Raw genomic sequence first — 12,886 nt, 5'->3', positions numbered from 1 at the left:
CATGGTCCAGGTCCTGGCCGAGGCTCCGGAGGACATCGTCACCGCGGCGGATCCCGCGATACCGCGACGCCGCGCACTGCTACGCCGGAGTGCGGTGCGGCTGGCGCGCCGGCCCGGATTCGTCGCAGCGCTGGCGATCGTCGCGGGTGTGATCGCCTCGGCCTTCGTGCCGTCGGTGTTCACCTCCTACGACCCGTATGCCACCGCACCGGCCCAGCGACTGCGACCACCCAGTGCGACACACCTTTTCGGTACCGACGATGTCGGGCGGGATCTGTGGGCGCGCACGCTCTACGGTTCGGGCCTGACCGTGCAGGCAGCCCTCATCGCCGTCGGCATCGCCCTGCTCGCCGGGCTGGCCCTCGGACTGGTATCCGGCTTCTTCGGCGGGGCCACCGATTCGGTCGTCATGCGCGGAGTCGATGTCCTGCTGGCGATTCCGGGGCTGCTGTCCGCCTTGGCGATCGTGACCGCGCTGGGATTCGGAACCATCCCGGTGGCCATCGCCGTCGGGGTCGGAATCCTGCCCGGCTTCGCGCGAACCACGCGGTCGGAGGTATTGCGCGTCAAGACACTTCCGTACGTCGAGGCCGCCCGGGCCGGCGGTGCCTCGTGGCTGAGGGTGTTGCTGCGCCATGTACTGCCCAACTCGTGGGGGCCGGTGCTGGCGTTGTCGGTGCTGGACTTCGGGACCGCGATCATCGCCGTCGCGGCACTGAGCTTCCTCGGCTTCGGCGCGGCGCCACCGCAAGCCGAATGGGGGTCGCTGGTCGCCGGTGGCCGCAACTTTCTGGTGACCGCGCCGTGGGTGTCGCTGATGCCCGGCGCGGTGATCGTGTTCACCGTGCTGTCGCTCAATCACATCGCCAAGACGATGCAGGAGTGGAAGCGATGACGAACGCCGCCGCAATCGCGGAAACCGTGGCCACGCGGGACTCGGCGATCGTCGAGATCGAGGGGCTCGAAGTGGGCTACCGGCGCGAGGGCACCGTCGAACCGGCTGTGCGGGATGTCGAGCTGCGCGTTCGCCGCGGCGAGATCGTCGCGCTGGTCGGCGAATCCGGGTCCGGCAAGACCACCACCGCACTCGCCGTCATCGGCCTGCTGCCCGATCGGGCACAGATCACCGGCGGCTCGGTCCGCGTCGCCGGAACCGAGCTCGTGGGAGCCGGTGAGAAGGCTCTGAGACCGCTGCGCGGCGCGACGGTGGGGTTGATTCCGCAGGACCCGATGGTCGGGCTGAATCCGACCCAGCGGATCGGCAAGCAGGTGGCCGAGGCGGTGAAGCTGCGCGGCCTTCGCGGCCCCGAACTGCATGCGGAGGTGCTCGACACCCTGCACCAGGCCGGGCTGGACGAACCCGAACGCCATCTGCACCGGTACCCGCACGAATTGTCGGGCGGCCAGCGCCAGCGCGTGCTGATCGCCATCGCTCTGGCGGGTAAGCCCGACCTCATCATCGCCGACGAGCCCACCAGCGCGCTCGACGTGACCGTCCAGGCGCGCATCCTCGACCATCTCGAGTCGTTGGTGCGTGGCAGCGGTACCGCACTGCTGATCATCACCCACGACCTCGCCGTGGCCGCCGACCGCGCCGACCGGGTGGTGGTGATGCGGCGCGGGCGGATCGTCGAGGAGGGCACGCCGGCGGCGATCCTGATCGACCCCGAGCACCCCTACACGCGCGGCCTCATCGCCGCCGCGCCGGCTCTCGCCCACGGCGGGGGGGTCGAACCTCGGTTCACGCTGCGGCCCGACGAGGTGGAGGTGGCCGAGCCGATCCTCGAACTCGTCGCGGTGTCCAAGGAATTCCGTTCCGCGCGTGGCACTCCCGGGCCGCACACCACTCTCGCCCTGGACAACGTCTCGATTCGCGTGGCAGCCGGGCGCACCCATGCGCTGGTCGGCGAATCGGGGTCCGGGAAGACCACGACGCTGCGCATCGCCATGTCGCTGACCAAACCCACGACCGGCACCGTCCGTTTCGACGGCACGGATCTCACCGGGCTGAGCTGGCGGCGGCTGCGACCGTTGCGGCGCCGCTTTCAGCTGGTGCACCAGAATCCGTTCGCGTCCTTGGATCCCCGGTTCACCGTCGGCGACAGCATCGTCGAGCCACTGGTGTCCTTCGGCATCGGCGACCGGCGTAGCCGCCGGGCACGAGCCCTGGAACTGCTCGACCAGGTAGCGCTACCACGCACCTTCCTCGATCGACGCCCCGCCGAACTCTCCGGCGGGCAGCGTCAGCGGGTCGCGATCGGCCGCGCGTTGGCGCTGGAGCCGGAGGTGGTGCTGCTCGACGAACCCGTTTCGGCGCTGGACGTTTCGGTGCAGCAGCAGATCCTCACGCTGCTCGCGGATCTGCAGCAACGGCTGGGCCTGTCCTACGTGTTCGTCTCCCACGACCTCGCCGTGGTCGGGCAGCTGGCACACACTGTTTCGGTATTCGAACGCGGAAGGGTGATCGAATCCGGCCCGGCCGCAGAGGTGTTCCGCAACCCTGCGCACGAGTACACCCAGCGACTGCTCGCGGCGATACCCGGCCGGCGCGCCACGGCCCCGCGCTGAGCTCGTATTGCTCTGCCCCGCAGCTACATTCAATCCAAACATCGGAAAGGCATGACCGTGACCGCATCCACGACACCGGACATCGACCTGTGGTCGGCCGACTGGCACGCATGGCGGGCCGAACGTATCGCCCTCGCCACTGCCGCGCACGGACTGGCCGCGGCGATCGGAACCCACTGGCTCGGCGACGAGCCGATCCACATCAACGGCCTCCCCGGTGCCTGGGTTGCGGTCGACGGCCGCGCCGTCGGTGCGGACGCGGACGGGTTCCGGGTGGAACTCGAGCCCGGCCGCGGACACGTACTCGGCGCCCTCCTGCTGCAACCGCTGATTCGCGCCGGCGAACTCGCGCTGCGGGTGTTCGACCCACAGGCCACCACCCGGACCGGACTGGCGGGTATCGACGCATTCGCTCCCGACCGCGCATGGGTGATCGAGGGCATCGCCGAAAAGACCTCGGCCACGCTGCGACTCGACCACATCGACGGATTCGTCAGTGAGAACGCGGCATCGCGCATCCATCTCACTGTCGGCGGCCGTGACATCGCATTCGAGGGCGTGCGCACACCGGCGGGAGACACGCAGATCACCTTCGCCGACACCACCAACGGCACCGAAACCCAGCGATTCCGCTTCCTGACGGTGCCGCCGCCGGATCACAGCGGCCGGGTCACCGTCGATTTCAACCGGGCCTACCTGCCCCCCTGCACCTTCTCCGACCACTACCTGTGCCCGCTCCCACCGGCCCCGAACCGGCTCGACATCCCTATCCGGGCGGGCGAAACCCGCCTGCGCTACAGCGATTCGGCACCGCGGTGACCCGCTATGTGATCGTCGGCGCCGGAGCGGTCGGGACGACGCTGGCTGTGGAACTGGCCGACAGCGGACAGGACGTCCTACTGATCGCCCGCGGCAATGCGCTGCGGCACTTCCGGCAGCACCCGGTGAGCTATCACACCCCCACGGGCATCCGGAACGTGCGCCTGCCCGTCGCGGCGGCAACCGACGACTTGGCGTTGCACACCGGCGACGTCCTAGTACTCACCGCCAAAACCCAGGATGTGGGTGCCGCCGCCGAGGTCATGGCCTGGCGCGACGTTCGAAATTCCGACGGCGCCGTGATAGGCCTGGCCGCCGACCACATCCCGGTGGTGACCGTGCAGAACGGGTTGGCCGCCGAAGGCATGGTGGCTCGCTGGTTCGCTACCGTGATCGGCGCCGTCCTGCTGGTTTCCGCCCGCTACGAGCGACTCGGGGAAATTCACGTCGGCGCGAGCCCGACCGTCGGCGCGATGATCGCCGGACTCGCCACTGGCGACTCTGCCCGCGGCGGAAGGGCCGTGGCAACTCTCGTCGACGACCTCGGGAAAGCGAACTTCCACGCCAAGGCCGTACCGGATGTACGCGCCTACAAAGCCGCGAAAATCCTGCACAGCGTGAAGAACGGTCTCGAGGTTCTCGGCGGCGACCCATCCGCCAAGGCCGCGGTCGGTGCTGCTTTGGTCACCGAAGCCCGGCTGGTTCTCGCCGCAGCCGGAATCACGTTTCACGAGCCGGCCTCGCTCGGCGCCGCCTCCGGCCGACAACGCGCCGCCCGAGACACCGTACCCCCAGGGCGCCAATCCACCTGGCAGAGCTTCGCACGCGGCGCGGCCAGCAACGAAATCGATTACCTCAACGGCGAAATCGCACTGCTCGCCCGCCTGCACGGCGTCGCCGCGCCGCTCAACACCGCGCTGCAACAACTGCTGGGCCGAGCCACCCGCGAGGGCGGCGGACTGGACCTCCCCGGACTGAAGACCTTGACGAATTTTCTGCCCGTGCGCGACAGTGCCCCCCGCGCAGGTGAACTGCCCCGCCCCTGACAAACACTGGAGTATAACTGCGCGCTTGTGGAGTCGGCGGCCTGCCGGTGAGTCGACCATCGGCCGCGCCAGTCACCGAGACCAGCATCTGGCGCACCACCGAGGCCAACGTCGACTTCGAACCCGACGCCAATGCCCCGATCATGCGGACTCAGAACATCGTCCACTTGGTCGGCGTGGTCACCGCCTGGTACAAGAAGCCGCCCGCCGCCCTGTGAGATTCCACGGCGAGGGGTGCCTTTCTGCCGCAGGAGGCAACCCTCGCCGTATCGGCAATCAATATGCCTGCCGCGCCGCGCCCCCAAACGGATTCCATCCTCAAGTCGGTTCAGGCATCGCCTTTGGCCCAGTCGCCAAACTGCTTCCAGCTGCGCTTGACATGCTTGCCGCGGCGGCGACGGTGCTTGGGTCGCCATTCCAGCCCACGTTCGGACACCTTCAGGGTCCCGAACACTTTGCCGTCGATCTTCACATCGAAATCCAGATCGATTCTGTCGACCAACAGACCGTTCGTCGACAGACGCACCTCATGATCGGCCATACTCACCTCTCCGACGAGCGAACCCCTGAACAGGCGAACAAACGAACGCCGCCCTGCTGTGTCGCCGCGAGGCACCGAAGGTCGTGTCTCATGTCGCTGATTTCGCGAGTTTCTTGAAGCAGGTCAGTGCCGCAGCCAGGGTGAGGAAGCCGAGATAGTGCGTGGCCTTGCGGTCGTAGCGGATGTTGAGCCGGTGGTAGCCGCTCAGCCACGCTATCGTGCGCTCGATCACCCATCGATGGCGGCCGAGGCGGTCGGAGGATTCGATCCCTTTGCGGGCGATACGGACGCCGATGCCTCGATCGCGCCCCCATTCCCGCAGGGCAGCAGCATCGTAAGCTTTGTCGGCGTGCAGCTCGGCCGGTCTGCGCCGACGTGGGCCGCGCCGGGATCGGACTGCCGGGATCGCTTTGACCAGCGGTCGCAGCGCTTGTGCGCCATTGGTGTTGGCGGCCGAAATGCCCACGGACAGAGGGATTCCCGCGCGATCGGACAGGACGTGGATCGTCGAGCCCGATTTGCCGCGGTCGACCGGGCTCGGCCCGGTCAAAGGTCCCCCTTTTGGCTCGCACCGACGCCGCGTCGATGACCGCTCGCGACCAGCCGATCAAGCCCTTGCCGCCCAGCTCGTCCAGAATCGCCTGGTGTAATCGCCGCCAGAGGCGGGCGTCGGTCCACGCGCTGAACCGGCGGTGCGCGGTGGGGACGGTGACACCGAACGACGATGGCAGCATCCGCCAGGCGCAGCCGCTGGTCAGCACGAACACCACCGCGGTGAACACCGCACGCTCGTCGGTCGGCGCCACCCCACCTCCCTGCGGACGTGGGGTGAACTCCGGTAACAGCGGCTCGACCAAAGCCCACAACTCGTCCGGGAGAAGGCGTTCGGACAACTCATCGACCACAAGTCGAACATCATGCAGCACAACCGGATCCGACGCAGCATAAGCATAACCGAATCACAACCACGTGAGACACCCTCTTAGGTAAATCTGCCGCAGTGAGGTATACGAGTCCCTCGTGCCACACCGATGCCTGGTAGATCTGCCAAGGTTCTCGCCCCGGCAGCAGCGACATCTCGGCCTGCTTCGACGGCCGTGTTCCGCTCACCGGCTGCCGCAACGACCGCTATCGGCACGCACCCCGGCCGGGCAGCACACGCCACATGGACCTGTATCAGGGCCGCCAGGTGCCTGCGACCAACCGGCAGCCGCCAGCCGGAAAGGTGAAATTCAGACGCCGTACAGGACGTCCACAGGACGTCGCAGGCTGACGAACAGCAACAAACAGCAGCCGGCAACACTCCCCAACAACCACGAACCCGCAGGTCGCGCCGCTTCGCCGAACAAAGCCAACCGGTCATCAGTAGCATCGAAGGATGCGATCGATGTGTTGGTAGGCGATCCGCTGGTCGTCCAGATGGTTGGTCAACAGGCGCCAATTCCTGGCGCAGTACACCAGCGCTTTGTCCGAAACCGTCGGACTGCTGACCGGGGCCGCTTCAGCGGCCTCCCCACTTGCGAAACAGCCGACGCGACGAGCCGTCCTGGGCGGATGCCGGATGGCCGGCGCACCATTGGTCGGCCGGAACGGCGGCCCGGATCCGAGCAACGTGCCGACCGCAACCGGACCACGTCGTCTTGCCGCACACCCTGCAGCGAACGGGACTACACATGCCGAGAACCTTTTCCGTTCGTGATCACGCCGGGCCGTCGCCGGCATCGACGGCATCGACGAACTCGCAGAACGCTTCGTAGGCGCGAGCACCGTAGATCGTTGCCGGGCCGCCGTGCATGAGGAAGGTAACGCCGATGGCCTCTGCGGCCTCTTGGCGCGTGGCCCCGGCGCGCGCGGCCGCTTGCCCGTGCGAGGCGATGCAACCGTCACAGCCCTCGACCACGCCGATGGCGAGCGCGATCAGTTCCTTCGTCTTGCGATCGAGGGCTCCCGGTGCGAACGCGGCTTTGCTGAGTTCGCCGAAACCCTTGTACACCTCGGGGATCGCATGACGTAGCGCGCGATGCTGCGGCGAGAGCTCTTGGAGCACGGCGGCGCCGTGGCGGGACGGGCGCTCACTGAGTACGGACATCCGGCATTCCTTTCATCAGCTGTGGTCCGTCGCGGGTGGTGCGGGGAGAACCACGTACGGGCTATCCCCCCGGGGGGATATGAGACAACGATAGCATCCCCCCGGGGGGATATGATTCATGGGTACGGTCCGCGACGGGCCGGCCGAGACGTTGGAGGAAACAGATGCAATTCGAACCGGACGAGGTGAAGGCCGTGATCACTCGCATGAAGCGTGCACACGGCCACCTGGCGACCGTCATCCGCATGATGGAAGACGGTGCGGAGTGCGAGGATGTGCTCACTCAGCTCGCTGCTGTCAACAAAGCGCTGAGCCGCAGCGGTTACGCCTTGGTGGCGACCGGTCTCCAGTACTGTCTGACCAACGGCAGCCCGGACGGCGCCGACATGAAGAAGATGGAGAAGCTGTTCCTCTCGTTGGCGTGACGTCGCGGCACCTCCCAGGCGAATCCGTTGCGAGCGCGGCGAATTCGGGCGCGAAGCAGTGGTGAACTACTCGGCACCGCGTGCGACCGAAACCGCTGTGGAATCGCAGCGCCCGTACCGTCCACCAGCCGAGAACTATCGGCGGAACGGCCCAGCACACGATCCGCTTCGGCCTCCCCTTCCGTGTAGGCTTCCGACCCGTGGGTGATAGCTGGCTGCGTCGTCTGTCCCTCGGCGGCCACCGGCACGACGGAATGCGCCGCGTCCCATGGCCGGGTCTGGCAGTCCGCGCAAATATCTTCCCCCCGAAGAGCTGTCCAGGAACGATCGCGCACACTGGACGAACAGCGTCGGCGGTGTCGACCGAACCCGGCACCAGTTGGTGCAGCAACTGCACGTACCGGCCCATTCCCGTGAGCCGGGCCTGGTCGAAACGACCGAGGTCACAGGGCGGCGAGAGCCTGTCGGAAGGCTTGCTCGTGGGCTTTTTCGTCGGCCGCAATCTCTCGAAACAGGTCGGCGGCCCGAGCGTTTCCGGCTTTGTCGGCTTGGTTGGCATAGTCGGGGTACATCGACTCGGCTTCCTGCTTCTCCCCTGCGATCGCGTCGGTGAGATTGGCGGCAGCGTCGGAGGCCACCAGCCCGGCCAGCGTCGCTTCCTCAGCGAAGTGCTCGGCGAGCTCGACCTGGGCGGTGCGGGAGAACAGTTGCGCGATCTGCGGATTCCCCGCCTGACGAGCCTGGCGGGCATATCGGGTGTATTTCGCGAAGGCGAACGCCTCGCCCTGCATGGCCGTGCGCAGGTTGGCCAGGGTCGCACCCGACGACTTCGCCGGTCCCGGCGTGATCGAAGTCGCGGTGACATCGGGCCCCGCCGGAACCACGGCGCCCGCGGGCCCTGTGAGGGTCGCCAACGCGGTCGTGAAGTCGCGTGCGTGCGCTGCTTCGTCGCCGGCGATCCCGGAGAACAGCTGCGCCGCCGCAGCGTCACCCGCCGCTGTCGCCTGTGCAGCGAAGCCCGGGTACATAGTGGCCGATTCGGTGGACTCGCCGGCGATCACGTCCCGCAGATTCGCTGCGGTGTCACCGCCCAGTCCGATCAGATCGGCCTCACGAGTGAAATGATCCGCCAGCTCGGTCCGTGCAGCGGAGTGGAACTCCTGCGCTACCCGTGTCTGGCCGTTGTGCTGGGCCTGATCCGCATAGGCCCGGTATTTCGCGTGAGCGAAGGCTTCCCCGTGCATCGCCGCCAAGGCGTTGGTTCGGGTCGACTCGGCAAGCGCGGACTGGGACTGCTGTGGAGATGAAGACTGCTGTGGCGACGCGGCTCGCTGTGGCGTACCCGAACACGCCGCCACCGGCACCAGAAGCGCGGTACACATCGCAATCGTCAGTCGCGATTTGTTGTGCATGTCTGTTCCTCTCGATCCCCCAGGGGTGCAACAGGATTTGGAAATTCCGCGCCGGGTGATCAGCGATCTTCAGGCTCACCCGGGTTCTGTACCGGAGCGGAGGTCGACCAGGTCGCCTGTGCACCGCTGTGGCCGATCCGAATCGTCTGTACCAGCGTGCCCGCCGCCACCACGACCACCGCGACCGCGCCAGCGATCTGTACCGTCCGCAGGCCCCGATGAGACAGACCGAAGTCCCGTTGACGTGGTGTTCCCGGCCCGCTCGAACGCGGCGCACGCGGCCACCGGTCGATCGCCAGTACTGCGACGATCACGACGAACAGCCCGATCACCCACGGCAACAACGTCTCTCCAAGGTCGGCGTGCCGTTCCACCGCCGCCGTCTCGGGCACTCGCTCCTGCAGCGCTTCGCCGGAGGACTCCATCAACGGCACCACCACCACAGCCACCACACCCACACCCAGTGTGGTGAGCTTGACCAGCCCGGGCACCCGCTGGAACACCGCGACCACCACGGCCAGCACCGCCGCCACCGGAATCGCCACCACCGCCACATGCGCCAGCAGCGGATGCGCCGGAAGTCCGAACAGCGCCCCCATCGCGATCACCTCTCGCCGAACCAACGGAAACACACCCATCGTCGCCGCCACGCTGTGCGGGGACCGCAGGCCGAAGTCACCGATCGACGAGCCTTACGCCACCACGGACGCGGACCTTGGACCCCGAGCCATGGCTAACCTGACATCGCCACCGCGAGTCGCCCGGCACGCTGTTCGATGCCGCGTAGCATTACACGCTCCACGACCCAGCCGCGTTCGGCCGGTCCGATCAGATGCCGGCGACGTGGACGAGTTGACCGACCAGCGCCGTGACTGCCATGGCGAGGCTGCCGCCGATGACGACTCGCAGCGCCGGGCGCAGGGTACTCGTCCCGGCGACTCGGGCTCCGAGAACGCCCGCGACGGCCAGTCCCAGCACGGTCACGATCACGATGAGCCCCAGTCGGGTGCCGCTGGTCGGGGCGATCACACCGAGCAGCGGGAGCAGGCCGCCGAGGAAGAAGCTGGCGGCCGGGGCCAACGCGGCTTGCGTGGGGCGGGCGGCGGTGATTTCGTTGTGCCCGAGCTCATCTCGCAGATGGGCGGTGAGCGGATCGTTGTCGTGCCATGCGGCGGCGACCTGCGCGGCGAGTTAGGCAGGCAGTCCACGGTCGCGGTAGATGCCCGCCAGCTCCGTCAATTCGGCGGCGGGGTCGGTGGCCAGTTCGTGCTCCTCTTTGGCTCGGTCGCCGCGTTCGACGTCGACTTGCGAACTGACCGAGACGTATTCGCCCGCCGCCATGACCATCGACCCCGCCGCCAATCCAGCCAGCCTCGCAGTGAGGACCGCGCCCGCCGCGGCGCCGCTGGCCGCGACGCCGACCATGAGGCTCGCGGTCGAGACCAGTCCGTCGTTGGCGCCCAGGACCGCGGCCCGCAGCCAGCCCGCGTGCTCGCCGCGATGCCGTTCGGCATGCGGGTGAACCATCGCCAAGAAAGTCATGATGCGGGCCCTTCGGGTTGCCGGGTCGATTCGGACGACCTCTTTGCTCGGATCGTTCCTTTCCACGTGGCCCGGCTGACAGGGCACAACGACTCCCAAGAGATCAGCGAAGTCCCCGACCGATGAGCACAGGGCCGGAAGGGCGAAGGGGCACCGGTCAAGCGCGGCAGTCGACCCGGCTGCCGTACGGCAGGGGGATGATGAACACGGTAGGCGTCGGCTCGGCGACGACCGGGTTCGAACAGAATGTTCCGGTAGATCTGCTGACGTGCTGAATATGCCACGCGCACCATCGTTTTCGTCCAGCCAAGGGATCACGACTCGATTGGTCGCGTACTTGGTGAACACCCGCATCGGTGCTGCCCCGCACTCCGGCCGAGCGTCTACGAACCCTGGTACTAAGTTCGGCTTTGGGCAACGCGATTGTCGGCCAGCAGTCTGAACGACTCGCAGCGATCGTGAGGGTCGTAAAGGTCGGTCTTGATCAGGAGTTCCTCCGCGGCGGTTGACTCTGCCAAGCCCTGCAAACGCGACAGCACGGTCGCCGGCGTGCCGACGAAGACCCCGTCCAGTTCATCTGCGGCGCCGCATCTGCTCGCATATCCGGAGTGTGCTGCGGTCTGCGGGCTGGGTAAGCGTATCGGCTGCCCCGCTTTTCGCCGTGCGGCCTTCATCTTCAGTGACCCGGACAGCCACTGAGCGCGTTCGTCGCTTTCGGCCGCGATTGCTGCCACGCTGACCATGGTCCGCGGTGCCGGGCACAGTGATGAGGGCTGAAAGGTCTGCCGGTAGATACGGGTAGCCGCGATGGTATTTTCCGGCTCGAGGTGATGCGCTGCAGCAAAGGGAAGTCCGAGGGCACCGGCGACGCGCGCGGTGTAGTCGCTGCTTCCGAGCATCCAGATTTCGGGTCGGTTGCCTTCGGCGGGCACCGCCGCCGGGCGGCCTGAAGTCTGTTCATCGAACAGCCCCAGCAGGTCCCGGATCTGGTCTTCGAACGACGTCGCTGTCCGGTCGTGTGGGCTACGAATACGGTCGGCGACTTCACGGGGCCCGCCCAAGGCGCGTCCCAGTCCGAGGTCGATACGCCCGGGGCGAAAAGCCTCCAACGTACCGAATTGTTCCGCGATCACGATGGGCGAATGATTCCGTGTCATGACACCGCCGGCTCCCACCCGCATATGGCGGGTCGCCGACGCAACGCGGTCGATGATGACTGCCGGTGCGGCACTGGCCACTCCGCGCATACCGTGATGCTCCGGTATCCAAAACCGGTGGTAGCCGAGCCCGTCGGCGAACTGCGCCAGCTCGACGCACTCACGTAGCGCCTGGCTTGCGTTCGAGCCCTCCACGATCGGTGCCGTATCCAGGACCGAAAGCCGAAGCGCGGTGCGATGATTCGTCATAGCGGGCACCTTTCCGAGGGTCGACACTCAGATTCGACAACTCTCGACCGACCTCCAACGTCCATTCGACCCATTGTCTCCAGCCGGTGAGCTCGCTCGAGAGGCGGATAGGGCGTGGTCCGCGCGGGGCCGACGAAACCTCGCGAGCACTGCAACGTCAAAGCAAGCATCGGAAGGCACCTACTGCGCGGCATCAGCGACCGCGGGCCGTGCGGGTACTGGATCATTGGTTGCTTCGGCCGTCATCGTCTTCTCCTGATGTCGTGGGAGGAATCGGCGAAGGCGTTCGGGTCGCGATCACGCTGTGACTTCGGCCGGGCGGTGTCCGGCAAGAGGGCAAGCAGCTGGGTGGTGTGGCCGGGAAGTTCGACGTCGGCGAGGCCTGCGATGAGGTCCCGCAGCGGCACCAGCTCATCGACCAGAACCGCTCCGGCGGACAGGAGCAACGGGGGCACCAGGGTGTCGAGTTCGGTGTCGTCCAGCGCGTGCTCGGCGAGCGCGCACAAGGCCTCGCCCTGGCACGTTCCCCACTGCCCCAGGGCGACTCCATTCTGGTGCGCACCGCCTTCACCGACGACGCAGCGTGGGCCCGAACTCCGACGGCTGTCACTGCTTCCTACGACGAAGACACGGTCACCGGCCTGACGCCGGTCGACGAGACCGCCTTCGTCGGCCTGACGCCGGCCGAACTCGTCGGGAACCTCAATCAGCTCATTTGCATTCAACTGTCCACCTGGGGATGTCAACGAGCGCGTGCGGACGAACCTGTACACGGTGGTTTTCCCGGCCTTCGGGGACGTGACCGTCGACAGCAACACCTTCGATCAGACGGCGGAGCAAATCGCAGAAGCACAACAGAAACGATTCGGCGAGCACGATTATCCGGCTACCGCGACCAAATAGCCGGTATCGAACGACAACTCGGCATCTACGACCTTGCCGCGTCACCCCGCCGATACCCGATCAAGCCTACCGAGCTGAACTAACTTCCCCATTCCCCGGCACCGGCCGCCGCAGCGCTCCCGCCCGCCCGCCGGG

Annotated in this window: 13 protein-coding genes and 1 pseudogene; 7 read left to right on the top strand and 7 right to left on the bottom strand. The window is 67.1% G+C overall.

Annotation, left to right across the window (positions count from 1 at the left end):
- Window position 1 precedes the first annotated feature (1 nt).
- The 5 genes from C5E41_RS19565 to C5E41_RS33960 are packed head-to-tail and all read left to right on the top strand — an operon-like array spanning window position 2 to window position 4,651.
- Window positions 2-895: an ABC transporter permease gene (locus tag C5E41_RS19565; RefSeq protein WP_104377254.1), complete on the top strand. Its 894-nt coding sequence runs from the start codon at window positions 2-4 to the stop codon at window positions 893-895.
- Window positions 892-2,568, top strand: coding sequence for a dipeptide ABC transporter ATP-binding protein (locus C5E41_RS19560; RefSeq protein ID WP_104377325.1), 1,677 nt, complete (start codon window positions 892-894; stop codon window positions 2,566-2,568). The genes C5E41_RS19565 and C5E41_RS19560 overlap by 4 nt, the downstream gene beginning before the upstream one ends.
- 57 nt (window positions 2,569-2,625) lie before the next feature.
- Window positions 2,626-3,387: a DUF1684 domain-containing protein gene (locus C5E41_RS19555; protein ID WP_258081086.1), complete on the top strand. Its 762-nt coding sequence runs from the start codon at window positions 2,626-2,628 to the stop codon at window positions 3,385-3,387.
- Complete coding sequence (locus C5E41_RS19550; protein WP_104377252.1) at window positions 3,384-4,433, top strand: ketopantoate reductase family protein; 1,050 nt, start codon at window positions 3,384-3,386, stop codon at window positions 4,431-4,433. Before C5E41_RS19555 ends, C5E41_RS19550 begins: the two co-directional genes overlap by 4 nt.
- Before the next feature lie 47 nt (window positions 4,434-4,480).
- Window positions 4,481-4,651, top strand: a complete 171-nt coding sequence (locus C5E41_RS33960; RefSeq protein WP_181063318.1) for a hypothetical protein — start codon at window positions 4,481-4,483, stop codon at window positions 4,649-4,651.
- Between the two features lie 110 nt (window positions 4,652-4,761).
- On the opposite strand, the gene C5E41_RS19545 is transcribed toward C5E41_RS33960, so the two are convergent.
- The 3 genes from C5E41_RS19545 to C5E41_RS19535 all read right to left on the bottom strand — a co-directional run bounded on the left by C5E41_RS19545 (window position 4,762) and on the right by C5E41_RS19535 (window position 7,063).
- Window positions 4,762-4,974, bottom strand: coding sequence for a hypothetical protein (locus C5E41_RS19545; protein WP_104377251.1), 213 nt, complete (start codon window positions 4,972-4,974; stop codon window positions 4,762-4,764).
- A gap of 88 nt (window positions 4,975-5,062) precedes the next feature.
- A protein-coding gene (locus tag C5E41_RS19540; protein WP_439956541.1) for an IS5 family transposase occupies window positions 5,063-5,879 on the bottom strand; the annotation gives its coding sequence in 2 pieces (ribosomal slippage) (window positions 5,063-5,530 and window positions 5,532-5,879; 816 coding nt in all).
- Between the two features lie 794 nt (window positions 5,880-6,673).
- Window positions 6,674-7,063 (bottom strand): carboxymuconolactone decarboxylase family protein, encoded by a 390-nt coding sequence (locus C5E41_RS19535; protein ID WP_104377249.1) that lies wholly within the window; start codon window positions 7,061-7,063, stop codon window positions 6,674-6,676.
- 164 nt (window positions 7,064-7,227) lie between these two features.
- Here C5E41_RS19535 and C5E41_RS19530 point away from each other — a divergent pair, with 164 nt between their 5' ends.
- Window positions 7,228-7,488, top strand: a complete 261-nt coding sequence (locus tag C5E41_RS19530; protein ID WP_104377248.1) for a metal-sensitive transcriptional regulator — start codon at window positions 7,228-7,230, stop codon at window positions 7,486-7,488.
- A gap of 443 nt (window positions 7,489-7,931) precedes the next feature.
- On the opposite strand, the gene C5E41_RS19525 is transcribed toward C5E41_RS19530, so the two are convergent.
- From C5E41_RS19525 to C5E41_RS19510, 4 genes and pseudogenes are all read right to left on the bottom strand, one after another.
- Window positions 7,932-8,900, bottom strand: coding sequence for a ferritin family protein (locus C5E41_RS19525; protein ID WP_219823197.1), 969 nt, complete (start codon window positions 8,898-8,900; stop codon window positions 7,932-7,934).
- Window positions 8,901-8,959: 59 nt separating this feature from the next.
- A complete protein-coding gene (locus C5E41_RS19520) occupies window positions 8,960-9,538 on the bottom strand; it encodes a DUF2231 domain-containing protein (RefSeq protein WP_146099127.1) in 579 nt (192 codons plus the stop codon).
- Between the two features lie 190 nt (window positions 9,539-9,728).
- Window positions 9,729-10,427 (bottom strand): annotated as a pseudogene (locus tag C5E41_RS35210) (VIT1/CCC1 transporter family protein).
- Window positions 10,428-10,840: 413 nt separating this feature from the next.
- Window positions 10,841-11,848 (bottom strand): LLM class flavin-dependent oxidoreductase, encoded by a 1,008-nt coding sequence (locus C5E41_RS19510; protein ID WP_104377245.1) that lies wholly within the window; start codon window positions 11,846-11,848, stop codon window positions 10,841-10,843.
- 353 nt (window positions 11,849-12,201) lie between these two features.
- On the opposite strand from C5E41_RS19510, the gene C5E41_RS36240 reads away from it, so the two are divergent.
- On the top strand, window positions 12,202-12,834 hold the full coding sequence (locus C5E41_RS36240) for a DUF6924 domain-containing protein (protein ID WP_439956459.1): 633 nt from the start codon (window positions 12,202-12,204) through the stop codon (window positions 12,832-12,834).
- The last annotated feature ends 52 nt before the right edge of the window (window positions 12,835-12,886 follow it).

It is taken from the genome of Nocardia nova (assembly GCF_002933465.1).
Classification (GTDB): Bacteria; Actinomycetota; Actinomycetes; order Mycobacteriales; family Mycobacteriaceae; genus Nocardia; species Nocardia nova_B.
This window is presented reverse-complemented; position numbering and strand designations above follow the sequence as displayed.